Here is a 25,509-nt window from a genome sequence, read left to right on the forward strand (position 1 = left end):
GCCATCACTGCAACGGCACGGGTGCAGCGCCCAACCCGCTGCGCTGCATGAACTGCAACGCCGAGTCCACCGTCGCCGTTTCGATATGGCCAGCAAAGCGCTTTTCCGGCGGGTGGTCGTCAAAGGCAATATTGGCACGGGTCATGCGGCCGCCCAAACGGGTCATGGCACCAATGCGCAAATCGCTGGGCTGGTAGCGCTGAAGCTGCAACCAGGCCTGCGCCTGGCCCCGGTCATGCACGGTTTGCGGCGCCATCGCCTGGGCCAGCGTCTCCAAGGCCCACTGGTTGCTTTGCTGGTAGCGCTGGCTCCAGGGATAGGCCAGCATGCTGTAGCGCGGCTCATGCAGCTGCAAGGGTTGCACATTGGCCGACAGCGCCAGCAGCAACTGTTGCTGCACCGCCTTGGTGGGCACCAGCATCACCGCCTGGTAGCGCCACATATCGTCCAGAAAGAACTCTCCCAGCCCCTGGCGGTAGACATGCGATGCCGCCGTGCCGCAGTCATTGAGCTTGTGCACCACACGCCAGGCGCCAGTGGCCGATTTGTAGGCCCAGCCCATGTGCGAGTACTCCAGCTGGTACTTGCGCAAATCCTGCCCCTGGCGGCCCAGCAGCACCACCTGCGCACCGCTGGCATCCAGCGCCTGGGCCACGTTCTGCGCCAGGTTCAGGCTTTGGCGCACGCTGTCGAGCGTGGGCTTTTGCGGCTCGCAGCTGCGTCCGGCTTGGGCGCCTGCAGCTGCCAGCAGTGCGGCGGCCATCAGGCTCCCGCGTAAAAACTTCAACATGCGTATCTCCCGTTTTCACAAGCGCTCGTTGTAGAGCAGCGCTTTGCCGATTTCATTGGGGATATAGGCGATCACCTCACCGGCGGCCGATAGCAGCACGCCCGTGCCCACCACGCTGACCAGAATAGCCGTGCCCACGCTGGCCGCGCTGGCGCCCACGGCGCCGGCCGACAGCTCAATGCTGGCCGCTGCGCCATCCGATGCGCTTTCCAGCAGCCACACCGTGCCCTTGGCTGATGCCTGCACGCTTTTGACGATGAGCCGGGCGCCATCCACCGACAGTGCCACCGGCAGCGCGACCACGCTGGCAGATGCCCCCACCGAAGCCGCCGTGCCAACGACCACCGACGCGATCGGCAGCGCAGACAACATCAAAGATGCATCGCTTTGTGCGCGGGCCGCCGGCGCGGTCGCCAGAGCCATCACCAGCGCCGTGCTGGCCAAGGCTGCTGCCGCGCGGCGCTGCCACTTGCTAGAGGTAAGACTGAACATGGAGTACTCCCGTGTTGCTTGCTGCATCATCAGACCGGCGCTCACACGCGCTCCTGGGGCTGGCTCACATCCTGGTTGCGGGGCTCGCTGCGCTGGCTGCGGGCGCGGTAGAGGGCAGCGGCCAGGTCCGATTCATGCTTGTCGCGCAACATCTTGGCCAGGGTGAAGGCGGTCGTGATCATGTACAACCAGCTCACCCCCAAAAATGCCTTGTAGGTCGGGTTGATGCCCATGTTCAGCAGGCCCCAGCCGGTCAGGCCCATGGCGATGCCAAAGCCGCCCCAAACCACAAAGCGCCACAGGGGGGTATCGCCGGCCGCTTGCTCGCTGTCCGCTTGCTTGTCCCGCACAAACTTGGCCAGCACAAAGGCGGCAGACAGGCAGAACATATAGCCCATGACCATGAACGCCTGCTCCAGGTGTTGCCCAGGCAGCCAGGCCAGGCCGACGGCGCACATCGAGACTGCAATACCGAATGAAATCCACACCTGGTATTGCCATGCACGGGTGTCACGCTGAACAGGGTTGAAGGCTTGAGACATGGTGGTCGGAGCACCGGGGCCCCGCGTTGGTTGAACACGGCGCCATCTTGCAGGCAAGCCGGACCGTCAGCATCCCTGTTTAATGCCAGTAGCAGCTTTCCACAAAACTAGTATCTCCAAGCAATACTTTTTAAGCGCTACGGCCGTCGTTGCAGCATCGTCTCTGGCCACGCTTCCGTGGCATGATCCAGGCACTCAAACCAAGAACCAGACAGGAGACCGCCGTGCGCCAGCCGCCCACCCATTTACCCAAAGCTCCCCAAGCCGACCCCGCCGAACTGGCCGAGTGGTGCGATGCCTTTGATGGCCTGCTGACCGCCTACGGGGCGGCCCAAGGCAAGGAGCAAGCCGGTGCCTTGCTGGATGCGCTGCTGGCGCATGCCCGCAAGCGCCATGTGCCCTGGAAGCCCTCGGGCAACACGCCCTACAGCAATACCATCTCGGTCGATGAGCAGCCACCCTACCCGGGCGATATCGAACTGGAGAAAAAGCTCTCGGCCATCCTGCGCTGGAACGCGCTGGCCATGGTCGTGCGCGCCAATGCCGCGCACGGCGAGCTGGGCGGCCACATTGCCAGCTATGCCTCGGCGGCCGATTTGTTCGAGACCGGCTTCAACCATTTCTTCCGTGCCGACGATGGCCACCACGGTGGCGATCTGGTGTACTTCCAGCCTCATTCGTCGCCCGGCGTTTACGCACGCGCTTTTCTGGAAGGGCGGCTGGGCGAAGACAACCTGAGCCACTACCGCCAGGAGCTGGTCGCCGCCAGCCAAGGCATCCAGGGCCTCAGCTCTTATCCGCACCCCTATCTGATGCCGGAGTTCTGGCAGTTCCCCACCGGCTCCATGGGCATCGGCCCGATCAATGCCATCTACCAGGCGCGCTTTATGCGCTACCTGGCGCACAGGAGCCTGGCCGACACCGAAGGCCGCAAGGTCTGGGGCTTTTTTGGCGATGGCGAGATGGACGAGCCCGAATCCATTGCCGCGCTGACCCTGGCCGCGCGCGAGGGGCTGGACAACTGCATCTTCGTCATCAACTGCAACCTGCAGCGGCTCGATGGCCCGGTGCGCGGCAATGGCCGTATCGTCGATGAGCTGGAGGCACTGTTCAGCGGCGCGGGCTGGAACGTCGTCAAATGCCTCTGGGGATCGGAGTGGGATGCGCTGCTGGCGCGCGACCACAGCCATGTGCTGGCCCGCACCTTTGCGCACACGGTGGATGGCGAGTTCCAGACCCTGTCGGCCAACGATGGCGCCTTCAACCGCGAGCATTTTTTCAACCAAAGCCCGGAGCTGGCCGCGCTGGTCGCCCACCTGTCGGACAGCGACATCGACCGCCTGCGCCGGGGTGGGCATGACCCCGTCAAGATCCATGCCGCGTTTGCCAGTGCCGCCGCGCACAGCGGCCAACCGACCGTGGTGCTGGCCAAAACGATGAAGGGCTATGGCATGGGCAGCATCGGCCAGGGCCGCATGACCTCGCACCAGCAAAAAAAGCTGGGCGCCGAAGACCTGCTGGCCTTCCGCGACCGCTTCAACCTGCCGCTGAGCGATGCGCAGGCCACCTCGGCCGCCTTCCTCAAACCGGCCGATGGCAGCGCCGAGATGCGCTACCTGCTGGCACGCCGCCAGGCGCTGGGCGGCTTTTTGCCAGCGCGCAAAGGCCAGGCCGCCCCCATCGCCGTGCCCGATCTGCGGGCCACCGCAGGCTTTGCGCTGCAGGCCGATGGCAAGCCGATGAGCACCACGATGGCCTTTGTGCGCCAGCTCGGCAACCTGCTCAAAGATGCAGAACTGGGCCCGCGCATCGTGCCCATCGTGGCCGATGAGGCGCGTACCTTTGGCATGGCCGGGCTGTTCCGCCAGGTGGGCATCTACGCGCCCTTTGGCCAGCTTTACCAGCCGGAGGACAATGCCTCGGTGCTGCTGTACCGCGAGCACAGCAGCGGCCAGATTCTGGAGGAAGGCATCAGCGAAGCCGGTGCGCTGTCGTCCTGGACGGCGGCCGCCACCAGCTACAGCACGCATGGCACGGCCATGCTGCCGTTTTTCATCTTTTACAGCATGTTTGGCTTTCAGCGCGTCGGCGATTTGATCTGGGCCGCTGCCGATCAGCGGGCACGCGGCTTTTTGATTGGTGCCACCTCCGGCCGCACCACCTTGGGCGGCGAAGGCCTGCAGCACCAAGACGGCAGCAGCCTGCTGAGCGCCTCCACCGTGCCCAACTGCAAAAGCTACGACCCCTCCTTTGCCGGCGAGCTGGCGGTCATCATCGACCATGGCATGCAGCGCATGCTGCAAGAGCAGCGGGACGAGTTCTTCTACATCACCGTCACCAACGAAAGCGTGGCCAACCCCAGCCTGCCGCCGGAGGCCCATGAAGGCGTCATCCGTGGCATGTATTTGCTACAGGCCGGCAGCGCGAACAGCGCGCGCCGGGTGCAATTGCTGGGCAGCGGCGCCATCATGGGCGAGGTGCTCAAGGCGGCCGCTATTCTGGAGCGCGACCACGGCGTGGCGGCCGATATCTGGAGCGTTACCAGCTATGCCGAGCTGGCCCGCGATGGTGAAGCCCAGCTGGAGCGCTGGCGCGGTGGCGCGCCCGCACAGCCCAGCTGGTTTGCACAGCAATTGGGCGCCTCACAAGGCCCCATCATTGCCGCCAGCGACTATGTGCGCGCGCTGCCTGAGCTGGTACGCGCCTACCTGCCCACCGATGCCAACGGCCTGCCGCGCCAGCATTTCTACACCCTGGGGACGGACGGCTTTGGCCGCAGCGATTCGCGTGCAGCGCTGCGCCAGCATTTTGCGGTCGATGCCGCCGCCATCGTGCAGACCTATCTGCGCAGCCAACAGGCCTGAGTCCCTGCCCAACCGGGGGTGCGCAAAAAAGCCAAGCCAGTGTGCGCAGCCGCCCAGGCCAGCGCATAACTCCTGAATTGATAGCTACCCGTGCTTTACCCACAAGCACCGGTAGCTATTTTTATGCACTCTCTGCCGTCTGGCGCCTCACAGGCAGCGCAGTGGTTGCCCCAATACCGTCCGGCGCTGTGCATGCCAGTATCAGGGTCATGCGGCTGCCGCATTGAGACAACACCATAAACATCAGGAGACACTATGCAACGCACTCGCCTGGCGCAAGCCTTGGCCACCTTGGGTCTGCTCGGCTTGACGGCCGCCATGGGTACCGCCCATGCGCAAGACAAAGTCAAGATCGGCTACATCTCCGACATGTCCAGCCTCTATGCCGACGTCGAAGGCAAGGGCGGCGCCACCGCGATTCAGATGGCCATCGATGATTTTGGCGGCAAGGTGCTGGGCAAGCCGATCGAAATGCTGGTCGTCGACCACCAGAACAAGGCCGACATCGCTGCCAGCAAGGCCCGCGAGTGGATCGACACGCAGAACCTGACGATGATCTTCAGCGGCACCAACTCAGGCACCGCACTGGCGCTGGCCAAGGTGGCCGATGAGAAAAAGCGCGTGATGATCAACAACGGCGCCGGCACCTCGGCGCTGACCAATGAGGCCTGCACGCCTTACACCATCCATTACGCCTATGACACCGTGGCGCTGTCCAAGGGTGCGGCCGGCGCCATCGTCGAGGGCGGTGGCAAGAACTGGTTCTTTCTGACGGCCGACTATGCCTTTGGCCATGCGATGGAAGCCGATGCCACCAAGGTCATCAAGGCCAAAGGCGGTGCGGTTGCCGCGGCCGTGCGCCATCCACTCAATGCCTCCGACTTCTCGTCCTTCCTGCTGCAGGCGCAAAGCTCCAAGGCCCAGGTGCTGGCACTGGCCAATGCCGGCGGCGACACCATCAACGCCATCAAGGCCGCCAAGGAATTCGGCATCGACAAGACGATGAAGATCGCCCCGCTGCTGGTCTTCTACAGCGACATCCACAGCCTGGGCCTGAAGAACACCGCTGGCATGCAGTTCGTCACCAGCTGGTACTGGGACATGAATGACGCATCGCGCAAGTTTGCCGATGCCTACATGAAGAAAACCCAGCGCCGCCCCACCGAAATCCAGGCCGCGGACTACTCGGCCACGATGAACTACCTCAAGGCCGTGCAGGCCGCCGGCACCACCGATGCCGACAAGGTGATGGAGACCTGGCGCGGTATGAAGATGGACGACTTCTTTGGCTCGGGCACCCTGCGCGCCGACGGCAGCTACATCCATGACATGTACCTGGTCCAGGTCAAGACCCCGCAGGAATCCAAGGGCACCTGGGACTACTACAAGATCGTCAAGAAGCTGCCGGGCGAGGAGGTGTTCACCACCAAGGAAGAAACCAAGTGCGCGCTGTGGAAGTGATCTGACGCGACCTGCCCAACCCACGATGCCTGGCGATGCCAGGCATTTTTCTTGCATGAACGCTGCGGCCCCAAGGAGCTACAAGCCTTGTCACAGGCTGTTTTTTATCGTCCCCCATAATGGGCCTGCCATCCGCAGAAAAGGAAATCCTATGTCCCAGACTCCCAGCAATGCCGATTTCGACTCCCTTCTCCCGGGCCGCGCCACCTTGGCCGGCAGCACCCGCCGCAGCGCCCTGCAAATGGCGCTGGGCGTAGGCTACGCCGCAGCAGCCGTACCGGTGATGGCGCAGACGGCCATCAAGACGCCGGATGCCGGCCTGACCGCCGGCACCATCCAGTACACGGTCGATGGCTTCCAGGTCAGCGCTTACCGCGCAGCGCCTGCTGGCAAATCCAACCTGCCGGTGGTTCTGGTGATCCAGGAAATCTTTGGCGTACATGACTACATCGCTGACACCTGCCGCCGCCTGGCCCAGATGGGCTACCTGGCGATAGCGCCCGAGCTGTTTGCCCGCCAGGGCGATCCGCGCAAGTACACCGAAATCAGCCAGCTGCAAAGCGAGCTGGTCAGCAAGGTGCCCGATGCCCAGGTCATCAAGGACCTGGACGCCACCCTGGCATGGGCCAAGGACAACGGCGGTGACACCAGCCGCGCCGGTATCACCGGTTTCTGCTGGGGCGGTCGCATCACCTGGCTGTATGCCGCCACCGGCAAGGTCAAGGCTGGTGTCGCCTGGTATGGCCGCCTGCAAGGCGCTGCCAGCGAGCTGCAGCCCAAGCACCCGATTGACCTCAGCAGCGCGCTCAAGGCGCCCGTGCTGGGCCTCTACGGTGGCAAGGACCAGGGCATTCCGCTGGAGTCGGTCGAAGCGATGAAGCAAAGCCTGCAAAAGGCCGGTGCCGCTGGCAATGCCGCTGCTGCGGCGTCGAGCTTCCATGTCTACCCGGAAGCCGGCCACGCCTTCCATGCCGACTACCGCCCCAGCTACCGCAAGGATGCGGCCGATGACGGCTGGAAGCGCATGCAGGATTGGCTCAAGGCGCATGGCGTCATCTAAAGCCTGATCCGCGGCTCAGCAAGACAAAACCCCTGCCAGTGCTACATGCACTGGCAGGGGTTTTTTACGTTCCGCTGCGGCCCGTCGGAAGGCTTTAGTTCGAGGGGTTGTCGCGCCAGAACAGGTCCCAGGGGTCCATTTCCTTGCCGTCGGGGAAGCGGCACAAGGTGTTCTTGCCCTTGGGCGTGTTGAGGATGGCGCCACCCATCTGCACGCAGTAGGCCGATGCGGGGCTGCGCGGCCCGGCATAGACGGTGGCGCGTGTGAAAGCCTCCTTCTCTTCAGGGTCATGCAGCGGCTTGAGGCCCGAAGTACTGGTGCAGGCGGCCAGGGCGGACACGGCCACCAGGGCTGCCACGCTTTTGTACAGAATCGTTAGAGAGGTCATCACAAAGCCATTCGTTGTCCAGCCTGCATTATCCCAAAGCGGGCGAGCGGCTGCCAGGGTGGCCCTCTTGGTCCAGCAGTTCGCCCACCCGCTGGCGCAGTTGCTCGGCCGAGCAGTCGGCGGCGGGGCTGGCGGCACCGATGCGCAAAGTCACCCGGTTGAAGAAGCCTCGGCGGAAGGGCCGGGTCATTGCGCCCTTGGGCTCGATGCGGCTGAAGAACGATCCCCAGAGGTTGGTCAAGGCCATCGGCACGACGGGCACGTCCAGCCCATCGGCGCGCGCCTGCTCCAGGATCTTCATCACGCCACCTTTGAAGGCTTGCAGCTCGCCATCGCGGGTGATGCCGCCCTCGGGAAAGATGGCGAGCAGATCGCCATCACGCAGCACCTGCGCAGCGCGTGCAAAAGCGGCCTCGTAGACGGCAGGGTCTTCGCTGCGGGGCGCCACCGGAATCGCCTTGCACAGGCGGAACAACCAACCCAGCAAAGGCGTGCGGAAGATGCGGTAGTCCATCACAAAATAAATCGGGCGCGGGCTCGCGGCCATCATCAGGATGGGGTCGACAAAGCTCACATGGTTGCAGGTCAGCAGCGCCGCCCCGCTCGTGGGAATGTGATGCGCGCCCTGGACCCGAAAGCGGTAGACCACATTGGTAACCAACCAGGCAATGCAGCGCAGCAGGTATTCGGGCACCAGCAAGAAAATGTAGGTAGCGACGATGGCGTTGGCAATGCCGGTGAACAGGAAGATCTGCGGCACGGTAAAGCCCGCCCCCAGCAAGGCGCCAGCGATCACCGAGCTGGCGATCATGAACAGCGCATTGAGAATATTGTTGGCCGCAATGATGCGGGCGCGGTGCGTGGGCTGGCTGCGCAGCTGGATCAGCGCATACATCGGCACGCTGTACAGGCCGGCAAACAGCGACAGCAAGGCCAAATCGGCCATCACCCGCCAGTGCGCCGGCTGGCTGATAAAGCCCAGCGCCGTCCAGGCCTGCGCGGGCTGCGGCAGGCCGCGTGAGGCAAAGTACAGGTCAATCGCAAACACGCTCATGCCGATGGTGCCAATCGGCACCAGGCCAATCTCCACCTGGCGGCGCGACAGCACCTCGCAGAGCAGCGAGCCCAGACCAATGCCGATGGAGAACACCACCAGCAAGAGCGAGGCCACATGCTCATTGCCATGCAGCACCTCCTTGGCAAAGCTGGGGAACTGGCTCAAAAACACGGCGCCAAAGAACCACATCCAGCTGATGCCCAACAGCGAACGGAACACGACCACATTGCCGTGGGCCAGCTTCAGATTGCGCCAGGTCTCGCTCACCGGGTTCCAGTTGATGCGCAGGCCCGGGTCGGTGGCAGGCACCACCGGCACGCCCTGGGCGGTCAACCGCCCCACCACCGCCAGGCTCAAGCAGGCCACCGCTACCGAGGCATGGCCGATATCGGGCAAGGTCACCAGCAGGCCACCCACCACATTGCCCAGCAAGATGGCGACAAAGGTGCCCATCTCGACCATGCCGTTGCCGCCGGTCAGCTCATCGTCGCGCAGTACCTGCGGCAGGTAGGCAAACTTGACCGGCCCGAACAAGGTGGAGTGCAGGCCCATCAAAAACACGCAGCCCAGCAGCACGGCCGGGCTGTCGATCCAGAAGCCCACACCGGCGATCAGCATCACGCCAATCTCCAGGTCTTTGACAAAGCGGATCATGCGGTGCTTTTCGAACTTGTCGGTCAGCTGGCCCGAAGTGGCCGAGAACAGCAGAAACGGCAGGATGAACAAGGCCCCAATCACCAGGCCCGCCATCGCAGGCGGCATCCAGGCCACCTGCAGCTGGTAGGTCACCATGACGGTGAAGGCGAACTTGAACAGGTTGTCGTTGGCGGCCCCGGCAAACTGCGTCCAGAAGAAGGGGGCAAAACGGCGCTGGCCCAGCAGGGCGAACTGGTTGGGATGCTCTGGCGCCTCGGAGGCGGGCACAGACGGGGCATGTGGACGGTTCATGGAACAAGGCTCTCCTGGCGGATCAAAGGCGGTGGGGGTGGTCGGTACCGGACATTCAGCGCAAACGCCCTGCTCCCAACGCGCCGCCCCGATTGTGCCTGTGGATGCGCTGTTTGCGTGTGCCAGATGGCGTGCTTGACGCAGGCTACGCAGCAGCGGCAGTACGGCCAGCGCAGCGGCCAGGTGCTTGAGCGCATGGCCCGCCACCAGATGGCCGCTGCCCGCCCAGATGGCGGTGTCGCCCAGCTCAAAGAGTTTGGCCAGCGCATACCAGGCCACAACAGCTGCCAGAGGCCACCGGATCAGGTGCGCGGCCGGCGGGCTGCGCTGCTGCCACACAGCCAGTACCACCAGCAGCACCATGCCCGCGCCTTGCAGCACCGCCCAGGCCAGCAACTGCCCCGTCTGCAACCAGATCCACAAGGCCAGCGGCCCGCCCAGCAGCACGCACAGTGCCGTCAGCCAGGCAGCGCGGGCGTTGAGCAGCGACTGCAGCGCCAGGCCCAGCACACCGGCAAACACCGGCACCATGCCCATGCGGTCCCAAAACACCCGCAGATCGTCTGGCAACAGGTGGTAGTAAGAGGAGCCAGCGGAAGTGAGCACCAGGCCACCAAACACCAGCAGCAGCCAGGGCGTCGCACCTTGGGATCGCAGGGTGTCAGCCGGCGTTTTGAATGTCGCCAGCAAGCCCCAAACTCCCACCAGTAAAAACGGCAGATTGCTCAGCACATCGGCCGCATTGACCAGGCCCAGCAGCGGGCGCTGGTCGGCAAAGTCATGGTAGTGGGCAGCCTGCGGCACATAGGGCCCCCAGCAAGCAAGGGCCAGCATAGCGGCGTAGAAAAGGTAGAGCGCGCATTCAGCGATGCGGCTGCGGCGGGTGGATGGGGTAGAGGTATCAGTCATGGGCGCGACTGTGCCGGGGGCGGACCTGCGCGTCCCGGAATCCTGGCGTGATCCCCTATGATGGCACCCAAAGTATGACTGGACGATACCCATGAGCACCACCGCCGATCTGGTACTGGCATTGAAAAAAGAGCTGAAAGCCGCGCAGATGACCTATGCCGACTTGGCCGAGGCACTGGGCATGGCGGAATCCAGCGTCAAGCGCATGCTCGCCAAGGGCGATATGCCGCTGTCGCGCATCGATGCCATCTGCCACGTGCTGCGCCTCGATTTTGCCGACCTGGCGCGCCGCGTGGCGGACAACCAGCCGCTGATCAAGGAGCTGACGCAGCAGCAGGAACAGGCGGTGGTGGCGGACAAAAAACTGCTGCTGATGGCGATCTGTGTGCTGAGCCAATGGACCTTGGAGCAGGTACTGGCCACCTACCGCTTGAACGAGGCCGAGGGCATCAAATACCTGGCGCAACTCGACCGCATCGGCATCATCGAGCTCCGGCCGATGAACCGCTACCGGCTCAAGCTGGCCAAAACCTTCCGCTGGCGCCCCCATGGCCCGGTGATGGAGTATTTCCGCGACAACGCGGTGCACGACTACTTCTCAGGCACTTTTGACAAATCGGGCGAGGGTTTGATGCTGGTGCATGGCGCCATCAGCCGCACCCTGGCACCCGCCTTTTTAGAGCGCCTACAGCGCGTGGCCCAGGATTTTGCCCAGCAGCACCTGACCGACCAGCGCCTGCCAGAGAAAGAACGTGAAGGCTACACCCTGCTGCTGGCCATGCGCAGTTGGGAGCTGTCGGTGTTTACCGAGATGCGGCGCCCACAGAGCAGCGGCAACCGCTGACGCGGGCTGCCCTCATCCCCGTCAGGCCGGCTGGGTGAACAGCATCAGCGCACCGGCATAGCGGTGCAGCTGCTGCCCGGCAATCTCGCCCTGGCTGAAAAATCCCAGCAAGGGAATGTCGCCGAGCACATGGTGGATCAGCTCCAGCTCGGCACCGGGCGCACCAAAATAAGAGGCGCCCCGGGCCGCACAGCTGATATAGACCGCCCCGGCAATACCCCGGCTGGCGGCAACATCTGCGGTAAGCGCATGGCCGCTCACCGGCTCGCCGGTATCGGCTTCAACTGGCGAGAGCGATTCACGCAGCTCCGCACACATGCGCAACAGATCGGCACGTGCCGCGCTGAGATTGCGTTGGCAAAAGCAGAGGTAGTGCTGCGGCTGCGCGGCCTCTGACAGCACAATGCCACGGCTTGCCATGTCCACGCCCACCAGCGGCACCACGCGCGCATCCGCGCCCAATTGCCCGGCATGCATCGGAGACTCGGGCGCATGGGGCTCCAGCGCGGCGTGGATATGGCGCATCGCCCGGGTGGCGCGCTCCGGGTCTGCATCGAGCCGCACCAGCATCAGCTCCTCGAGCACATCCAATGCTGGCCGGCCATCAAGCTCCAGCACAACATGGCCTTGCATGGCCGTGATGCGCATACGCGCGCCCATGACCTGGCAGCCCTGCGTCAGCGCCTGCACCACGCCGGCTTCGGGCGAAAAGGCGAGGCCTGAAAGCCCTCCGCGCAGCACCCCGCTATGGCTGGGGCCCAGGGCCTTGCTCCAGGCCAGCTGCAGCGGTGCGATCGCCTCGGAACTGAGCCCACCGAGCACGCTGCTGGCGCGGGTGCGCTCGGCCAGCTCTTCCAGCAGCTCGCCGAGATCCGGCAGCCCCGCATCCGCATGCACCAAGGCTCGCTCCCAAGGCGAATCATGCCCCATGGGCAACGGCGCAATGCCCGAAAACAAGCGGTACGACTGGGGCGGCAGCTCCAGCAGCATGACGGACAGCGCGGGTTCGTTGAGGTACTCGGCATGCGAGGCCATCACGCCCACAGCGACCGACCCGCTCCAGTCGCTGATCTGGGGAAACTCGTCTTGCAAGGCCTCCAGCAGCTGCGGCGCATGGCGCGCAAACGCATCGCTGAAATACACCAGGCCCAAACCGGGTGCGGTGGCATAGCCTGCCTGGGCCATGCGCCCCCGCAGTTGCGCAACCACCAGTGCCACTGCCATCCGCCAGTCGGGATGCGTCACATGGCCAAAGGGAAAAAGCTTCATGCCTGTCGTTCCAGATGCCTGCTGCGGCGGAGTCCGGCTAGCGCAGGACTCGCCAGGCAGGCAGGTAAAAATCAGCGGTCAGCGCTGGCCCGGTTTGCGCGCAGCGGTCTTGCTGGGCACGGCCTTGTTGCTGGCAGCCTTGCGCGGCGCCGCTGCTGCGGGGTTTGCGGTACGGGACGCGCTGCTGCGCGAAGCCGATGATGCAGCCGTTTTAGGCGCTGGGCTGCTACGCGTCGCCGCGCTTGCGGCTGAGCGTGACGCAGCGGTGCTGGCTGTGCGCTGGCCCATGCCAGCAGCAGCAGCTTGCGCCGCTGCCTTGCCCGCCTCCGCCATCTCCTCGGCCGTGCTGCGCACCGCCTGCGCAGCCGTAGCCGCCGCCTGCTGGGTGCTGGCCGCATGCGCCATCGCCTGCTCGGTGACATCCTGCACCGCTTGCTGTGCAATGTGCTGGAACTGCTGCGTCAGTGCGCCCCACCACTGCATGGGGTCGGTCGCCGCAGATGCGGCGGCGCTGGTCTGCTCGACTTTTTCAGCTGACTCTTCGGGAGCAGCCGCCGGTGCAGAGGTGGGTGTGGATGCGGTAGCAGGCGCGGGCGCGGGGCTGGGTGTCGCCTGCGCTGCAGCCGGCGCGCGGCCTGCAGAGGTTGGCGCTGCGGTAGTCGCAGCCCCCTCTTGGGTCTGCGCTGCGGTGTTCTGGGCAAACTGCTGCCAGCTTTGCACCATGGTGCTGGCCCAGTTCTCAACCGGCACATTCATGGTTTGCAGGGCCGACAAGGTCATCTTCTGCACCTCCATCGCCTGGATGGTGGCCGACAACGCGCGCTGGTTCTGCTCCAGCCAGAACATCACCGTCTTGAGCTCATTGATGCGCTTTTCCAGATCCTGCACATTCATCGTTGGCGCCACCCAGTCCTGCCACTGCCCGAAGGCATGGGATGGGCTGGAGGTACCGCCCGCAGCGAGCTTCTGCATAAAGTCGAAGCCGGGGGCAAAGGGGTTGAAAGACGAGGAGGAATCCTGCATGGTGTTGTCTCCAGTGGTGAGGCCATTGGCCCTGTGCGCAATGCCAAGGTGTATCCTGCACAGCTTAGCGGATTGTGCAGCCTGTGCCTATGCGGTACATCGGATGGCCATGCACTTCCAACCCAGCAACACGCCTCCCTGAGCCCCCACTATGCAAAGCCTTTTCCACCTTGCCTTCCATGTGCACGACCTCGATGCGGCACGCCATTTTTACCGCGACACCCTCGGTTGCTCCGAAGGCCGCAGCACCGAAAGCTGGGTGGATTTTGATTTCTTTGGCCACCAGATATCCTGCCACCTGGGCAAGCCTTTTGAGACCAGCAACACCGGCCTCGTGGGTGCCCACAAGGTGCCGATGCCGCACTTTGGCCTGGTGCTGAAACTGGAAGACTGGAAACTGTTGGCCGAACGCCTGCGTGCCGCCGACACCCGTTTTGTGCTGGAGCCGCAGGTGCGCTTTGAGGGCGAGCCAGGGGAGCAGTGGACCATGTTCTTCTATGACCCCAGCGGCAATCCCATCGAGGTCAAAGGCTTCCGCTCGCTGGAGCAGCTGTACGCGCACTGATAGCGCGCTGCGCGCCCCCGCAGTGCAAGCGGGGCAAGCGCTGCTGCCTCACTGGCTGGCAGAAAGCGCATGCATACATGCCCCGAATGTCCACCCTCTGCATCCGGTGCGGACACAAAAAAGCCAGCTCGAAAGCTGGCTTTTGGTGTTCTGGTTGCGCGAGGAGGATTTGAACCTCCGACCTTTGGGTTATGAGCCCAACGAGCTACCAGACTGCTCCATCGCGCACCGCAATTATAGCGCGACTTTGTTGGTGCATTTTTGGCTCGACGCGCTTTTCGCACATATTTTTCGTGCTGCGACTTTTATAGCGGCTTATGCCAGCCTGGACATAGCGCGGAGTTGACCCGCTTGGCGGCACTTGTCAGTGCCTGTGGCGCATCCGCCTGCAACCGACACGGAAACAAAAAAGCCAGCTCGAAAGCTGGCTTTTGGTGTTCTGGTTGCGCGAGGAGGATTTGAACCTCCGACCTTTGGGTTATGAGCCCAACGAGCTACCAGACTGCTCCATCGCGCACTAGCATTATAGCGCGGGTTTTCCTTAATATGAAGCGCTTTGTCATCATTTGGAAAACTATTTGTGCAATCGGTCTCTCGGGTGGGTTGCCGAGCGCAAGGACGGTGCCATGCTCAAGGCGCCGCCCCCATAGAAAAAGCCCACCGAAGTGGGCCTTTCTGGTGTGAACCTGCAGGTTTTATTCTGCTGCGGCATCACCGGCTTCTTCAGCACGGTCCACCAGTTCAACAAAAGCCATAGGCGCGTTGTCGCCCACGCGGAAACCCATCTTCAGGATACGCGTGTAGCCGCCAGGACGGCTGGCCGAACGAGGACCCAGCACGTTGAAGAGCTTGGTCACGCTGTCGCGGCTGCGCAGACGGTCAAATGCCAGACGGCGGTTAGCAACGGTGTCCACCTTTGCCAGGGTGATCATGGGCTCGATCACCTTGCGCAGTTCCTTGGCTTTAGGAACGGTGGTCTTGATGGCTTCGTGCTCGATGAGCGAATTCATCATGTTTTGCAGCATCGCCTTACGGTGAGACGAGGTGCGGTTCAGTTTGCGGAGGCCGTGTCCGTGACGCATGGTGCTTTTCCTTTTAGATTGGTTCAATCAAACAGCCGTATCAGGTACTGCTCGACGCACTACGATTGAGCTCCCCCACCATTGGGAGAGCTCTCCATTATAACTTAACGCTTTTCCAAACCGGCTGGTGGCCAGTTTTCAAGCTTCATACCCAGGGTCAGACCACGGGAAGCCAGAACTTCCTTGATCTCGTTGAGCGACTTACGACCCAGATTCGGGGTCTTGAGCAACTCATTTTCGGTGCGCTGGATCAGGTCACCGATGTAGTAGATGTTTTCGGCCTTCAAGCAGTTGGCAGAACGCACGGTCAGTTCCAGCTCGTCCACAGGACGCAGCAGGATCGGATCGAACGTGGCGTTGTTACGCGCCTGGCCACCTGGCTGGTCGAACACATCCAATGCGCCGCCTTCGAGCTGCGCAAACACGGCAAGTTGTTCCACCAGGATCTTGGCCGACGAGCGCACTGCATCTTCTGCAGCGATGGCGCCGTTGGTTTCGATCTCGAGGACCAGCTTGTCCAGATCGGTACGCTGCTCCACACGGGCGGATTCGACCGTGTAGCTCACGCGCTTGATCGGCGAGAACGATGCGTCCAGCACAATGCGGCCGATCGACTTGGTCGACTCGTCACCGTAGCGGCGCACGTTACCGGGCACATAGCCACGGCCTTTTTCCACCTTGATCTGCATGTCCAGCTTGCCGCCTTGCGACAGGTTGGCGATGACATGATCAGGGTTGATGATTTCTACATCGTGAGGCGTCTGAATGTCAGCAGCAGTCACTACGCCTTCGCCATCCTTGCGCAGGCTCAGCGTCACTTCATCACGGTTGTGGAGCTTGAACACCACGCCCTTGAGGTTCAGCAAGATGTTAACGACATCTTCCTGCACGCCATCAATCGATGAGTACTCGTGCAGCACACCTGCAATGGTCACTTCCGTCGCTGAATAACCCACCATCGAGGACAGCAGAACACGACGCAGCGCATTGCCCAGCGTGTGCCCGTAGCCGCGTTCAAACGGCTCCAGCTCTACCTTGGCGCGATTGTGGCCCAGCTGTTCTACGTTAATTGTCTTGGGTTTCAGCAAATTGGTCTGCATGCAAACTTCCTCTCAATACCCCCGGCTCGTTACACCGGTAAGGCTGGTGAAGCACCAGAACCGCGATGCCTCGCGGTTCTGGGACGGATACACTTTCGCAGTCGAAAAAACGACTGTGAAATTAACGAGAATACAATTCGACGATCAGCGATTCGTTGATGTCTGCACCGAATTCATCGCGGTCAGGAGCCTTCTTGAAGACGCCTTCAGCCTTGTCGGCCGTCACGTCCACCCAAGCGGGGAAGCCCACTTGACCGGCCAGTTGCAGCGACTCAATGATACGGGCTTGCTTCTTGGACTTTTCGCGCACAGCAACCACGTCGCCTTCCTTCACAGAGTAGGAAGGAATGTTGACGGATTGACCGTTCACGGTGATGGCCTTGTGGGACACCAGCTGACGCGATTCGGAGCGCGTCGAGCCAAAGCCCATGCGGTACACCACGTTGTCCAGACGGCTTTCCAGCAGGCTCAGCAGGTTGGCGCCGGTGTTGCCACGGCGACGGTCTGCTTCAGCGAAGTAACGGCGGAATTGCTTCTCCAGCACACCGTAGGTGCGCTTGACTTTTTGCTTTTCACGCAGTTGCAGACCGTAGTCCGAGGTACGCGTGCCGGAGGTACGGCCGTGTTGACCTGGCTTGGTGTCCAGCTTGACCTTGTCCGCGATAGAGCGACGTGCGCTCTTCAGGAACAGGTCTACGCCTTCGCGGCGGGAAAGTTTGCCCTTAGGGCCAATAAAACGTGCCACTTGATTTCCTTTTTTCAGCTACCGCATAAATGCGGGAGCCGCCAGAGCACCATGCGCTGGCGGCGGTGGGCTTATGGTGAGTTAGATACGACGACGCTTTTGAGGGCGGCAGCCGTTGTGCGGGACTGGCGTCACGTCGGAGATCGACGTGATGCGGATGCCCAGTGCACCCAAGGCACGCACCGAAGACTCGCGACCTGGGCCGGGGCCCTTGATCTCGACGTCCAGGTTCTTGATGCCTTGTTCCATGGCAGCACGGCCGGCCACTTCGGAAGCAACCTGGGCTGCAAAAGGCGTCGACTTACGCGAACCCTTGAAACCCTGGCCACCCGACGAAGCCCAAGACAGGGAATTGCCTTGGCGGTCGGTGATCGTGATGATGGTGTTGTTGAACGAAGCGTGAACGTGTGCAATACCGTCAGAAATGTTCTTGCGAACCTTCTTACGTACACGAGCAGCTGCGTTATTTGCAGGAGACTTAGCCATTGTGTACCTTCAATCTCTTTATTTCTTCAAAGCCGCTGCGCCCTTGCGCGGACCCTTACGGGTACGGGCATTGGTGCGGGTGCGCTGACCACGCATGGGCAGACCACGACGATGACGGAAACCGCGGTAGCAGCCGATGTCCATCAAACGCTTGATGTTCATCGTGGTTTCACGGCGCAGGTCACCTTCCAGAGTCAGGTGAGCGATTGCGTCGCGGATCTTTTCCAGATCAGCGTCCGTGAAGTCCTTGACTTTCTTGGAGTAGTCGATACCGGAAGCTTCGCAGATCTTGCGAGCGGTGGTGCGACCAATGCCATAGATAGCGGTCAGGCCGATCTCCGCATGCTTGTGCGGAGGGATGTTAATACCAGCAATACGTGCCATTTGTGTCCTCTAATACTTTAGATTAACCTTGGCGCTGCTTATGGCGCTGGTCGGTGCAGATCACGCGTACGACACCCTTGCGACGGATGATCTTGCAGTTACGGCAAATCTTCTTTACCGAAGCTGAAACTCTCATTTCATTCTCCTAAAACTTCCATCCGCTCCAGTCCGTGACGGCATTTCAAATATTTAGCCCGAACAGACTGGAGGGCACACTTTCCTGTCGATCTCAGTTTTTGGCTGAGGCCTTGAAGTTCGCCTTCTTCAGGAGCGACTCGTACTGTTGAGACATCATGTAGTTTTGGACCTGGGACATGAAGTCCATGGTCACCACCACGATGATCAACAAGGAAGTGCCACCGAAATAGAACGGAACGTTGTACTTCAGGATCAAGAACTCTGGCAGCAGACACACGAAGGTGATGTAAACAGCACCTGCGAGGGTCAAACGCACCAAAATCTTATCAATATAACGTGCTGTCTGATCCCCTGGGCGAATCCCGGGAATAAAGGCACCACTCTTCTTCAGGTTATCGGCCGTTTCGCGGCTGTTGAAAACCAAGGCCGTATAGAAGAAGCAGAAAAAGATGATCGCTGCGGCATAGAACATCACATAGATCGGTTGACCAGGAGTCAACGTGCTAGCAATGTCCCTGAGCCAACGCATCGATTCGCCAGCGCTGAACCAGTTCACAACAGTGGCAGGCAGCAAGATGATCGAGGAAGCGAAGATGGGAGGAATCACACCTGCCATGTTCAGCTTCAGTGGCAAGTGCGAAGACTGGCCACCATACACCTTGTTTCCAACCTGACGGCGCGCGTAGTTCACCAGGATCTTTCGCTGTCCACGCTCGACAAACACGACGAAGTACGTCACGGCTGCCACTACGAGAACGATGAAGATCGCGGCAATGATGCTCATCGCACCAGTACGCACCAATTCGAGCAATCCACCGATGGAGCTGGGGAGACCCGCAGCGATACCAGCAAAAATCAGAATCGAGATTCCGTTGCCCAAACCACGCTCGGTGATCTGTTCACCCAACCACATCAGGAACATCGTACCGGCGGTCAAGCTGACCACGGCGGTAAGACGGAACCCGAAACCGGGGCTGAGAACCAAGCCAGCAGTACCTTCCAACGCTACGGCAATGCCCAGCGATTGGAAGAGCGCAAGCGCCAGTGCACCGTAACGGGTGTACTGCGTGATCTTGCGACGACCGGCTTCGCCCTCTTTCTTCATCTGTTCGAATGTCGGGACGACGTAAGTCATCAATTGCATGATGATCGATGCCGAGATGTACGGCATGATCCCCAAGGCAAACACGGTGAAGCGCGAGAGCGCTCCGCCCGAGAACATGTTGAACAGGTTAAGAATGCCACCCTGTTGGCCATTGAACAGCTGCTGCAACTGGTTGGGATCGATACCAGGCACCGGAATATGAGCTCCGATGCGGTAGACGATCAGCGCCAGCAACAGAAAAACCAAACGACGACGCAGATCGCCGTATTTACCGGTCTTTGCAATAGTTGCGGTGTTCGTAGCCACTGATGAATCTTTCAGAAAAGGTTAGGCGAGACTACCGCCAGCAGCTTCGATCGCAGCCTTGGCACCAGCAGTGGCGCCAATGCCGTTCAGCTTGACAGCCTTGGACAGTTCACCCGTGTTGATTACCTTGACTACCTTGGCGCGTTGGCCAACCAGACCGGCTTGCTTGAGCACAACCAGGTTCACCTCCGCAGCGCCCAGCTGCTCGAGAGCAGTCAGGGACACTTCGGCGTTGAATTTCAACGTGGTGGACTTGAAGCCGCGCTTAGGCAGACGACGCTGCAAAGGCATCTGACCGCCTTCGAAGCCTACCTTGTGGTAGCCGCCCGAACGCGATTTCTGACCCTTGTGGCCACGGCCGGCGGTCTTACCCAGACCCGAACCGATGCCGCGACCCACGCGACGCTTAGCGTGCTTGGCACCTGCTGCAGGCTTGATGCTATTGAGTTCCATCATCAATCCTTTCAGATAACCTTCACCAGGTAGGCGATCTTGTTAATCATACCGCGCACTTCAGGGGTGTCCTTCAGTTCGCTGATGCTGTTCAGCTTGCGCAGACCCAGACCACGCACGGTGGCGCGGTGGTCTTCCTTGGTACCAATCGGGCTACGCACCAGTTGGACCTTCACAGTTTGTTGCGTTGTCATAGTGACTCCGATCAGACGAACAGGTCTTCAACCGACTTGCCACGCTTTGCTGCCACTTCCGAAGGGGTCGTGGAGTTGTTCAAAGCGTCGAAAGTGGCGCGAACCATGTTGTAGGGATTCGACGAACCATGGCTCTTGGCCACGATGTCGGTGATACCCAGAACTTCGAAGACGGCGCGCATTGGGCCGCCGGCGATGATACCGGTACCCTTGGGAGCAGGAGCCAACATTACGTTGGCAGCGCCATGGTGACCCATCACTTTGTGATGCAGGGTGCCGTTCTTGAGCGACACCTTGATCATGTTGCGACGGGCTTCTTCCATAGCCTTCTGCACGGCAGCAGGCACTTCCTTGGACTTGCCCTTGCCCATGCCAACGCGGCCGTCACCATCGCCAACCACGGTCAGTGCAGCGAAGCCGAGAATACGACCACCCTTCACAACCTTGGTGACGCGGTTGACCGCGATCATTTTTTCGCGCAAACCGTCGTCATTCGCCTGGTCTTGCACTTTGGGGGAAAATTTAGCCATTTCTATCCACTCCGCTTAGAACTGCAGGCCGGCTTCGCGGGCTGCATCAGCCAGAGCCTTGACGCGGCCGTGGTAGGCAAAACCTGCACGGTCGAATGCAACCTTTTCAACGCCAGCGGCCTTCGCTTTTTCAGCGATGCGCTTGCCGATGAAAGTAGCTGCGGCGGTGTTGCCACCCTTGCCGGCAGCGCCCAGGTTGCCGCGCACTTCGGCTTCTGCCGTAGATGCGGTAGCAATTACCTTGGTGCCGTCGCCAGAAATGATCGTGGCATAGATATGGAGGTTCGTACGGTTCACCGTCAAACGCGCAACGCCTTGGTTGGCAATGCGGATACGGGTTTGCAGGGAACGACGAAGACGCTGCTGTTTCTTGTTCAACATGATGCAGCTCCTTATTTCTTCTTAGTCTCTTTGATCGTGACCTTCTCATCCGAATAACGGATGCCCTTACCCTTGTAGGGCTCAGGAGGGCGAACGGCACGAATCTCAGCTGCCAGCTGACCAACGCGTTGGCGGTCAGCACCCTTGATCACCACTTCCGTAGGGGTAGGGGTGGCCACGGTGATGCCAGCAGGCATTTCAAAGTTGACTGGGTGGGAATAACCAACGCTCAGGTTCAGCTTGCTGCCAGAAGCAGCGGCTTTGTAACCCACGCCGACGAGGGACAGCTTCTTTTCGAAGCCTTTGCTCACGCCAACCACCATGTTGTTCACCAGCTGACGCATGGTGCCGCTCATGGCATTGGCTTCACGGGAGTCGTTCACCGGCTCGAAAGCCAGCTTACCGTCGTTGTTGGAAACCTTCACCAGCACGTTAGGGGTCAGCAGCAGCGTGCCGCCTGCGCCCTTGACGCTGATTTGGTCTTCCTTGATGGAGACATCCACACCTTGTGGGATGCTCACGGGCATTTTTGCTACACGGGACATGTCAGTATTTCTCCTTCAATGCCACGTTAAGCCACATAGCAAAGCACTTCACCGCCGACACCGGCAGCGCGCGCTTTACGATCGGTCATCACACCCTTAGGCGTGGTCACGATGGCAACGCCCAGGCCGTTTTGGACCTGTGGAATTGCTGTGTAGCCCTTGTAAACACGCAGGCCAGGACGGCTTACGCGCTCGATACGTTCGATCACTGGGCGACCGGCGTAGTACTTCAAGGTAATTGCGAGTTCAGACTTGCCATCTTCGGTCTTCACTTCGAAGCCATCGATGTAACCCTCGTCCTTCAAAACCTGTGCAATGGCAACCTTCACTTTGGAAGAAGGAACCAGAACAACGGCTTTCGACACCATTTGTGCGTTACGGATACGGGTCAGCAAGTCAGCGATTGGATCACTCATGCTCATGTTTAATCTCCTGACTGCTTACCAGCTGGCCTTGGTCACGCCTGGAATGGCGCCGACGAATGCCAGTTCACGAATCTTGGCGCGGCCCAGACCGAATTGACGGAAAGTGCCACGGGGACGACCCGTGATTTCGCAACGCGCACGTTGGCGCGTAGGGTTTGCATTACGAGGCAGCTTTTGCAGGCCTTGACGGGCTGCATCGCGCTCTTCGTCGGAACGCTTAGCGTCGCCGGCGATGGCCTTCAGTTCTGCATACTTGACTGCATACTTGGCAGCCAGCTTTTCACGCTTCAGTTCGCGTTGGATCAGTGCTTGTTTAGCCATGCATCACCTCAGTTCTTGAACGGGAAGCGGAAAGCCTGCAACAGTGCCTTGCACTCGTCGTCATTCTTCGCAGTCGTCGTAATGCTGATATTGAGACCACGCAGTGCGTCGACTTTGTCGTACTCAATTTCAGGGAAGATGATTTGTTCTTTGACGCCGATGTTGTAGTTGCCACGGCCATCAAAGGCGCGGCCAGAAATACCACGGAAGTCACGCACGCGGGGCAGAGCCACGGTGACGAAACGGTCCAGGAATTCATACATCTGAACGCCACGCAGGGTCACCATGCAGCCGATAGCTTGGCCTTCGCGGATCTTGAAACCAGCGATAGCCTTCTTGGCCTTGGTCACCACAGGCTTCTGACCAGCAATCTTGGTCAGGTCAGCCACGGCGTTGTCCATCACCTTCTTGTCGGAGACGGCTTCGCTCACACCCATGTTCAGGGTGATCTTCGTCAGGCGAGGCACTTCCATAGCGGAGGTGTAGCCGAACTTCTTCATCAGTTCGGGAGCAATTTGCTCACGGAATTGTTTTTGCAGTCGTGCAACGTTTGCCATGTCTTACTCCTTAGGCTGCGATTTCAGCGCCATTGGACTTGAACACGCGAACACGTGCGCCGTCGGCGTTCACCTTGATGCCCACGCGATCAGCCTTGCCGGTTGCCGCATTGAAGATAGCCACGTTGGATTGGTGGATAGGCATAGCCTTGTCCACGATACCGCCGTTGGTGCCCTTCATGGGGTTTGGCTTGACGTGCTTCTTCACCATGTTGATGCCTTCGATCAACAGGTGGGAGTCGTCAGCGCGCAACGTCACAACGCCGCGCTTGCCCTTGTCTCGGCCGGTCAGCACGATAACTTCGTCGCCCTTGCGAATCTTGTTCATGGTGCTATTCCTTTAGAGAACTTCAGGTGCCAGCGACACGATCTTCATGAACTTTTCGGTACGCAGTTCACGGGTCACGGGGCCGAAGATGCGGGTGCCGATAGGCTCCAGCTTGGCGTTGAGCAACACAGCGGCATTGCCATCAAATTTGACGAGCGAACCGTCAGGACGGCGAATACCCTTTGCGGTACGCACCACTACTGCACTGTAGATCTCGCCTTTTTTGACGCGACCACGTGGAGCAGCTTCTTTTACGCTCACCTTGATAATGTCACCAACGCTCGCATAGCGACGGTGCGAACCACCCAGCACTTTGATGCACTGGACAGACTTCGCGCCGGTATTGTCGGCAACCTCGAGTCGAGATTCTGTCTGGATCATTTCAATATTCCCAACTTGCACCAGCAGACCTGACAGCCCAATAAGAATTAATCCTCATGGACAGCCAAGCAGCCAGTCAGTCTTGGGCCCGTCGTCCACACCGCAACCATTTACGATGCTTCTCCTGGGCAGAAACCTCGCGCAATAAACGCGAAGCCCTCTATTCTGACAGGGCTAACACACTCCGTCAAGAGTGCGCACCCAAACCAGCGATAAATTTGTATTTTTACGCCACTTTTTCGCCGGCGTACTGTTGCGCCAGCACCAGGAAGGCGGTCAGCGCCGTATCCGACCCCAATTCTTCCTGCAAGATTTCGGCCACCCGCGGCGCCAGCTTGGCCGCCAGGCGCGCATCCAGGAACAGCAGGCGGCTGCGGCGCGCCAACACGTCTTCCACGGTGCGCGCGTATTCGCAGCGTGCTGCAAAACGCACCATCGCTTCACTCAGGCCATTGGCCAGCCATACCTCGGCACCCGGCAAGCTCGCAATAAAGTCTGCCTCGCTGCCGTAGGAATGCATGCCCTGCGCCATGTGCATGCTGTGCTGGGCACGGCCCGATGCCGGCGTACCGACCAGCGGCAAATGCACGGTCACCCCACCGGGCTTGCGGGGCAGGCGCTGGGCGTCAAAACAGGCATCCAGCACATCTTCGGCCATCGCACGGTAGGTGGTCCACTTGCCGCCCGTTACCGTCACCATGCCGGATTTGCTGGTCAGCACCGTGTGCTCACGGCTGATGCCCTTGGTGTTTTCGCCATCGTCGTCCTGCGGCTTGACCAGCGGACGCAGGCCAGCCCACATGCTGCGCACATCGGCCATCGTCGGTGCGCGGCTGAGGTACTTGCCCGCCTCGCTCAGGATGAAATTCAGCTCTTCCTCAAACGGACGGGGTTCGCGCGCCAGGTCATGGCGCGGGGTGTCGGTCGTGCCCAAAATCACCTTGCCCAACCAGGGCACGGCAAACAGCACGCGGCCGTCGGCCGTCTTGGGCACCAGCAAGGCATGGTCTGACGGCAGGAAATCTCGGTCCACGACCAGATGCACGCCCTGACTGGGCGCCACCATCGGCTTGACGGGCTTGCCCATCAGCTCGGCATCCTGCTGGCGCAGGTGGTCGACCCAGGGGCCCGTGGCGTTGACCACGCAGCGCGCACGCACGGTGTAGCGCTGGCCGGATTCCGCATCCTTGCAAACCACGCCCGCCACCCGGCCCTCTTCCTGGATCAGCTCGGTCACCGGACAGTAGTTGACGAGCAAGGCGCCCTTGGCAGCCGCGGTGCGGGCCAGCGCGATCGCTAGGCGGGCATCGTCGAATTGCCCATCCCAGTACTTGACCCCGCCCTTGAGCCCCTTGTTTTGCACGGTGGGCAGCAGGCGGCGCGTAGCGCCTGCGGAGAGGAACTGCGTCGAGCCCAGGCCAGCCTTGCCCGCCAGCGCGTCATACATCTTGAGCCCGATGCCATAGAACGGCGTGTCCAGCATCTTGTAAGAAGGCATCACAAAGGCCAGCGGCTGGGCAATATGTGGCGCGTTGTTAAGCAAGGTGGTGCGCTCGTGCAAGGCCTCACGCACCAGGGAGATATTGCCCTGGGCCAGGTAGCGCACCCCCCCATGCACCAGCTTGGTGGCGCGGGAGGAGGTGCCCTTGGCAAAGTCCATCGCCTCGAGCAGCGCGACCTTGAAGCCGCGTGCCGCTGCATCCAGCGCAACGCCCAGGCCGGTCGCCCCCCCACCGACCACCACCAGGTCAAACACCGGCGTAGCCCCGAGCCGGGCCAGCAAATCGGTACGGTGAACAGACAGCGGTGTGGCAGCAGCAGTGGACATGCGAGGTA

Annotated in this window: 30 protein-coding genes and 2 tRNA genes; 5 read left to right on the forward strand and 27 right to left on the reverse strand. The window is 61.0% G+C overall.

Translation table 11 applies throughout. The features are described from left to right. Window positions 1-4: 4 nt before the first annotated feature. Genes HS961_RS22710 through HS961_RS22720 form a run of 3 tightly spaced genes read right to left on the reverse strand, consistent with a single transcriptional unit; the run spans window position 5 to window position 1,824 of the window. The gene (locus HS961_RS22710; RefSeq protein ID WP_182325669.1) at window positions 5-790 is read right to left on the reverse strand and encodes a DUF2145 domain-containing protein; all 786 of its coding nucleotides are present in this window, start codon (window positions 788-790) and stop codon (window positions 5-7) included. 15 nt (window positions 791-805) lie between these two features. Next, a complete protein-coding gene (locus HS961_RS22715; protein ID WP_182325670.1) occupies window positions 806-1,282 on the reverse strand; it encodes a hypothetical protein in 477 nt (158 codons plus the stop codon). 41 nt (window positions 1,283-1,323) lie between these two features. Beyond that, window positions 1,324-1,824, reverse strand: coding sequence for a YiaA/YiaB family inner membrane protein (locus HS961_RS22720; RefSeq protein WP_182325671.1), 501 nt, complete (start codon window positions 1,822-1,824; stop codon window positions 1,324-1,326). 224 nt (window positions 1,825-2,048) lie between these two features. Between HS961_RS22720 and mdeB the strand changes: the two genes are divergently transcribed. The 3 genes from mdeB to HS961_RS22735 all read left to right on the forward strand — a co-directional run bounded on the left by mdeB (window position 2,049) and on the right by HS961_RS22735 (window position 7,209). Then, window positions 2,049-4,688 (forward strand): alpha-ketoglutarate dehydrogenase, encoded by a 2,640-nt coding sequence (gene mdeB / locus HS961_RS22725; protein WP_238347715.1) that lies wholly within the window; start codon window positions 2,049-2,051, stop codon window positions 4,686-4,688. Window positions 4,689-4,943: 255 nt separating this feature from the next. After that, window positions 4,944-6,149 carry an ABC transporter substrate-binding protein gene (locus HS961_RS22730; RefSeq protein WP_182325673.1) on the forward strand — a complete coding sequence of 402 codons (1,206 nt, stop codon included), beginning with the start codon at window positions 4,944-4,946 and terminating at the stop codon, window positions 6,147-6,149. Between the two features lie 151 nt (window positions 6,150-6,300). Then, window positions 6,301-7,209: a dienelactone hydrolase family protein gene (locus tag HS961_RS22735; protein ID WP_182325674.1), complete on the forward strand. Its 909-nt coding sequence runs from the start codon at window positions 6,301-6,303 to the stop codon at window positions 7,207-7,209. A gap of 94 nt (window positions 7,210-7,303) precedes the next feature. Here the strand turns inward: HS961_RS22735 and HS961_RS22740 are convergent, their stop codons facing one another. Further along, on the reverse strand, window positions 7,304-7,597 hold the full coding sequence (locus HS961_RS22740; RefSeq protein ID WP_182325675.1) for a DUF333 domain-containing protein: 294 nt from the start codon (window positions 7,595-7,597) through the stop codon (window positions 7,304-7,306). Between the two features lie 28 nt (window positions 7,598-7,625). Continuing rightward, a complete protein-coding gene (locus tag HS961_RS22745; RefSeq protein ID WP_182328399.1) occupies window positions 7,626-9,602 on the reverse strand; it encodes an MFS transporter in 1,977 nt (658 codons plus the stop codon). Between the two features lie 1,000 nt (window positions 9,603-10,602). Between HS961_RS22745 and HS961_RS22750 the strand changes: the two genes are divergently transcribed. Beyond that, window positions 10,603-11,355: a helix-turn-helix domain-containing protein gene (locus HS961_RS22750; RefSeq protein WP_182325676.1), complete on the forward strand. Its 753-nt coding sequence runs from the start codon at window positions 10,603-10,605 to the stop codon at window positions 11,353-11,355. A gap of 21 nt (window positions 11,356-11,376) precedes the next feature. Here the strand turns inward: HS961_RS22750 and HS961_RS22755 are convergent, their stop codons facing one another. Together HS961_RS22755 and HS961_RS22760 are read right to left on the reverse strand one after the other, a co-directional pair. Next, a complete protein-coding gene (locus HS961_RS22755) occupies window positions 11,377-12,624 on the reverse strand; it encodes an FIST signal transduction protein (RefSeq protein ID WP_182325677.1) in 1,248 nt (415 codons plus the stop codon). Window positions 12,625-12,702: 78 nt separating this feature from the next. Next, window positions 12,703-13,647 (reverse strand): PhaM family polyhydroxyalkanoate granule multifunctional regulatory protein, encoded by a 945-nt coding sequence (locus HS961_RS22760; RefSeq protein ID WP_182325678.1) that lies wholly within the window; start codon window positions 13,645-13,647, stop codon window positions 12,703-12,705. Window positions 13,648-13,798: 151 nt separating this feature from the next. Here HS961_RS22760 and HS961_RS22765 point away from each other — a divergent pair, with 151 nt between their 5' ends. Then, window positions 13,799-14,212, forward strand: a complete 414-nt coding sequence (locus HS961_RS22765) for a VOC family protein (RefSeq protein ID WP_182325679.1) — start codon at window positions 13,799-13,801, stop codon at window positions 14,210-14,212. Between the two features lie 151 nt (window positions 14,213-14,363). Here HS961_RS22765 and HS961_RS22770 read toward each other — a convergent pair. The 20 genes from HS961_RS22770 to HS961_RS22865 all read right to left on the reverse strand — a co-directional run bounded on the left by HS961_RS22770 (window position 14,364) and on the right by HS961_RS22865 (window position 25,501). Beyond that, window positions 14,364-14,440, reverse strand: a tRNA-Met gene (locus tag HS961_RS22770). Window positions 14,441-14,652: 212 nt separating this feature from the next. Then, a tRNA-Met gene (locus tag HS961_RS22775) sits at window positions 14,653-14,729 on the reverse strand. A gap of 178 nt (window positions 14,730-14,907) precedes the next feature. Then, window positions 14,908-15,294 carry a 50S ribosomal protein L17 gene (gene rplQ / locus HS961_RS22780; RefSeq protein WP_182325680.1) on the reverse strand — a complete coding sequence of 129 codons (387 nt, stop codon included), beginning with the start codon at window positions 15,292-15,294 and terminating at the stop codon, window positions 14,908-14,910. A 104-nt stretch (window positions 15,295-15,398) separates the two neighbouring features. Continuing rightward, entirely contained in the window at window positions 15,399-16,394 is a 996-nt protein-coding gene (locus HS961_RS22785) for a DNA-directed RNA polymerase subunit alpha (protein WP_182325681.1), read from the reverse strand. 121 nt (window positions 16,395-16,515) lie between these two features. Beyond that, window positions 16,516-17,139: a 30S ribosomal protein S4 gene (rpsD, locus tag HS961_RS22790; protein WP_182325682.1), complete on the reverse strand. Its 624-nt coding sequence runs from the start codon at window positions 17,137-17,139 to the stop codon at window positions 16,516-16,518. Window positions 17,140-17,220: 81 nt separating this feature from the next. After that, window positions 17,221-17,625 (reverse strand): 30S ribosomal protein S11, encoded by a 405-nt coding sequence (gene rpsK / locus HS961_RS22795; RefSeq protein WP_182325683.1) that lies wholly within the window; start codon window positions 17,623-17,625, stop codon window positions 17,221-17,223. A gap of 18 nt (window positions 17,626-17,643) precedes the next feature. Next, the gene (rpsM, locus tag HS961_RS22800; RefSeq protein ID WP_182325684.1) at window positions 17,644-18,009 is read right to left on the reverse strand and encodes a 30S ribosomal protein S13; all 366 of its coding nucleotides are present in this window, start codon (window positions 18,007-18,009) and stop codon (window positions 17,644-17,646) included. A gap of 22 nt (window positions 18,010-18,031) precedes the next feature. Beyond that, complete coding sequence (gene rpmJ / locus HS961_RS22805) at window positions 18,032-18,145, reverse strand: 50S ribosomal protein L36 (RefSeq protein WP_003050535.1); 114 nt, start codon at window positions 18,143-18,145, stop codon at window positions 18,032-18,034. Window positions 18,146-18,238: 93 nt separating this feature from the next. Beyond that, the gene (secY, locus tag HS961_RS22810; protein ID WP_182325685.1) at window positions 18,239-19,558 is read right to left on the reverse strand and encodes a preprotein translocase subunit SecY; all 1,320 of its coding nucleotides are present in this window, start codon (window positions 19,556-19,558) and stop codon (window positions 18,239-18,241) included. Window positions 19,559-19,579: 21 nt separating this feature from the next. Then, complete coding sequence (rplO, locus tag HS961_RS22815) at window positions 19,580-20,011, reverse strand: 50S ribosomal protein L15 (RefSeq protein ID WP_182325686.1); 432 nt, start codon at window positions 20,009-20,011, stop codon at window positions 19,580-19,582. 11 nt (window positions 20,012-20,022) lie between these two features. Further along, the gene (gene rpmD, locus HS961_RS22820; RefSeq protein WP_182325687.1) at window positions 20,023-20,205 is read right to left on the reverse strand and encodes a 50S ribosomal protein L30; all 183 of its coding nucleotides are present in this window, start codon (window positions 20,203-20,205) and stop codon (window positions 20,023-20,025) included. Window positions 20,206-20,216: 11 nt separating this feature from the next. Then, the gene (rpsE, locus tag HS961_RS22825) at window positions 20,217-20,735 is read right to left on the reverse strand and encodes a 30S ribosomal protein S5 (protein ID WP_182325688.1); all 519 of its coding nucleotides are present in this window, start codon (window positions 20,733-20,735) and stop codon (window positions 20,217-20,219) included. A 15-nt stretch (window positions 20,736-20,750) separates the two neighbouring features. After that, window positions 20,751-21,116, reverse strand: a complete 366-nt coding sequence (rplR, locus tag HS961_RS22830; protein ID WP_182325689.1) for a 50S ribosomal protein L18 — start codon at window positions 21,114-21,116, stop codon at window positions 20,751-20,753. A gap of 11 nt (window positions 21,117-21,127) precedes the next feature. After that, complete coding sequence (rplF, locus tag HS961_RS22835) at window positions 21,128-21,661, reverse strand: 50S ribosomal protein L6 (protein ID WP_182325690.1); 534 nt, start codon at window positions 21,659-21,661, stop codon at window positions 21,128-21,130. A 26-nt stretch (window positions 21,662-21,687) separates the two neighbouring features. Continuing rightward, window positions 21,688-22,083 (reverse strand): 30S ribosomal protein S8, encoded by a 396-nt coding sequence (rpsH, locus tag HS961_RS22840; RefSeq protein ID WP_182325691.1) that lies wholly within the window; start codon window positions 22,081-22,083, stop codon window positions 21,688-21,690. Window positions 22,084-22,101: 18 nt separating this feature from the next. After that, window positions 22,102-22,407 (reverse strand): 30S ribosomal protein S14, encoded by a 306-nt coding sequence (gene rpsN / locus HS961_RS22845; protein WP_182325692.1) that lies wholly within the window; start codon window positions 22,405-22,407, stop codon window positions 22,102-22,104. An 8-nt stretch (window positions 22,408-22,415) separates the two neighbouring features. Further along, the gene (gene rplE / locus HS961_RS22850) at window positions 22,416-22,964 is read right to left on the reverse strand and encodes a 50S ribosomal protein L5 (RefSeq protein WP_182325693.1); all 549 of its coding nucleotides are present in this window, start codon (window positions 22,962-22,964) and stop codon (window positions 22,416-22,418) included. Between the two features lie 10 nt (window positions 22,965-22,974). After that, complete coding sequence (gene rplX, locus HS961_RS22855) at window positions 22,975-23,292, reverse strand: 50S ribosomal protein L24 (RefSeq protein ID WP_182325694.1); 318 nt, start codon at window positions 23,290-23,292, stop codon at window positions 22,975-22,977. Window positions 23,293-23,304: 12 nt separating this feature from the next. Continuing rightward, window positions 23,305-23,673: a 50S ribosomal protein L14 gene (gene rplN, locus HS961_RS22860; RefSeq protein ID WP_182325695.1), complete on the reverse strand. Its 369-nt coding sequence runs from the start codon at window positions 23,671-23,673 to the stop codon at window positions 23,305-23,307. Between the two features lie 226 nt (window positions 23,674-23,899). Beyond that, window positions 23,900-25,501 (reverse strand): glycerol-3-phosphate dehydrogenase/oxidase, encoded by a 1,602-nt coding sequence (locus HS961_RS22865; protein ID WP_182325696.1) that lies wholly within the window; start codon window positions 25,499-25,501, stop codon window positions 23,900-23,902. Window positions 25,502-25,509: the final 8 nt, after the last annotated feature.

The organism is Comamonas piscis, from assembly GCF_014109725.1.
Taxonomy (GTDB): Bacteria; Pseudomonadota; Gammaproteobacteria; order Burkholderiales; family Burkholderiaceae_C; genus Comamonas; species Comamonas piscis.

Bases quoted from the DNA above. Each gene is read 5' to 3' on its own strand.
- rplR (WP_182325689.1), bottom strand. From the start codon at position 21,116: ATGTTGAACAAGAAACAGCAGCGTCTTCGTCGTTCCCTGCAAACCCGT.
- HS961_RS22710 (WP_182325669.1), bottom strand. From the start codon at position 790: ATGTTGAAGTTTTTACGCGGGAGCCTGATGGCCGCCGCACTGCTGGCA.
- HS961_RS22785 (WP_182325681.1), bottom strand. From the start codon at position 16,394: ATGCAGACCAATTTGCTGAAACCCAAGACAATTAACGTAGAACAGCTG.
- rpsH (WP_182325691.1), bottom strand. From the start codon at position 22,083: ATGAGCATGAGTGATCCAATCGCTGACTTGCTGACCCGTATCCGTAAC.
- HS961_RS22740 (WP_182325675.1), bottom strand. From the start codon at position 7,597: ATGACCTCTCTAACGATTCTGTACAAAAGCGTGGCAGCCCTGGTGGCC.
- HS961_RS22715 (WP_182325670.1), bottom strand. From the start codon at position 1,282: ATGTTCAGTCTTACCTCTAGCAAGTGGCAGCGCCGCGCGGCAGCAGCC.
- rpmJ (WP_003050535.1), bottom strand. From the start codon at position 18,145: ATGAGAGTTTCAGCTTCGGTAAAGAAGATTTGCCGTAACTGCAAGATC.
- rplX (WP_182325694.1), bottom strand. From the start codon at position 23,292: ATGAACAAGATTCGCAAGGGCGACGAAGTTATCGTGCTGACCGGCCGA.
- rplQ (WP_182325680.1), bottom strand. From the start codon at position 15,294: ATGCGTCACGGACACGGCCTCCGCAAACTGAACCGCACCTCGTCTCAC.
- HS961_RS22765 (WP_182325679.1), top strand. From the start codon at position 13,799: ATGCAAAGCCTTTTCCACCTTGCCTTCCATGTGCACGACCTCGATGCG.
- rplN (WP_182325695.1), bottom strand. From the start codon at position 23,673: ATGATCCAGACAGAATCTCGACTCGAGGTTGCCGACAATACCGGCGCG.
- HS961_RS22735 (WP_182325674.1), top strand. From the start codon at position 6,301: ATGTCCCAGACTCCCAGCAATGCCGATTTCGACTCCCTTCTCCCGGGC.
- HS961_RS22730 (WP_182325673.1), top strand. From the start codon at position 4,944: ATGCAACGCACTCGCCTGGCGCAAGCCTTGGCCACCTTGGGTCTGCTC.
- rpsE (WP_182325688.1), bottom strand. From the start codon at position 20,735: ATGGCTAAATTTTCCCCCAAAGTGCAAGACCAGGCGAATGACGACGGT.
- rpsK (WP_182325683.1), bottom strand. From the start codon at position 17,625: ATGGCTAAGTCTCCTGCAAATAACGCAGCTGCTCGTGTACGTAAGAAG.
- HS961_RS22720 (WP_182325671.1), bottom strand. From the start codon at position 1,824: ATGTCTCAAGCCTTCAACCCTGTTCAGCGTGACACCCGTGCATGGCAA.
- rpmD (WP_182325687.1), bottom strand. From the start codon at position 20,205: ATGACAACGCAACAAACTGTGAAGGTCCAACTGGTGCGTAGCCCGATT.
- HS961_RS22760 (WP_182325678.1), bottom strand. From the start codon at position 13,647: ATGCAGGATTCCTCCTCGTCTTTCAACCCCTTTGCCCCCGGCTTCGAC.
- HS961_RS22745 (WP_182328399.1), bottom strand. From the start codon at position 9,602: ATGAACCGTCCACATGCCCCGTCTGTGCCCGCCTCCGAGGCGCCAGAG.
- rplO (WP_182325686.1), bottom strand. From the start codon at position 20,011: ATGGAACTCAATAGCATCAAGCCTGCAGCAGGTGCCAAGCACGCTAAG.
- rplE (WP_182325693.1), bottom strand. From the start codon at position 22,964: ATGGCAAACGTTGCACGACTGCAAAAACAATTCCGTGAGCAAATTGCT.
- rpsM (WP_182325684.1), bottom strand. From the start codon at position 18,009: ATGGCACGTATTGCTGGTATTAACATCCCTCCGCACAAGCATGCGGAG.
- HS961_RS22865 (WP_182325696.1), bottom strand. From the start codon at position 25,501: ATGTCCACTGCTGCTGCCACACCGCTGTCTGTTCACCGTACCGATTTG.
- rpsN (WP_182325692.1), bottom strand. From the start codon at position 22,407: ATGGCTAAACAAGCACTGATCCAACGCGAACTGAAGCGTGAAAAGCTG.
- HS961_RS22755 (WP_182325677.1), bottom strand. From the start codon at position 12,624: ATGAAGCTTTTTCCCTTTGGCCATGTGACGCATCCCGACTGGCGGATG.
- rplF (WP_182325690.1), bottom strand. From the start codon at position 21,661: ATGTCCCGTGTAGCAAAAATGCCCGTGAGCATCCCACAAGGTGTGGAT.
- HS961_RS22750 (WP_182325676.1), top strand. From the start codon at position 10,603: ATGAGCACCACCGCCGATCTGGTACTGGCATTGAAAAAAGAGCTGAAA.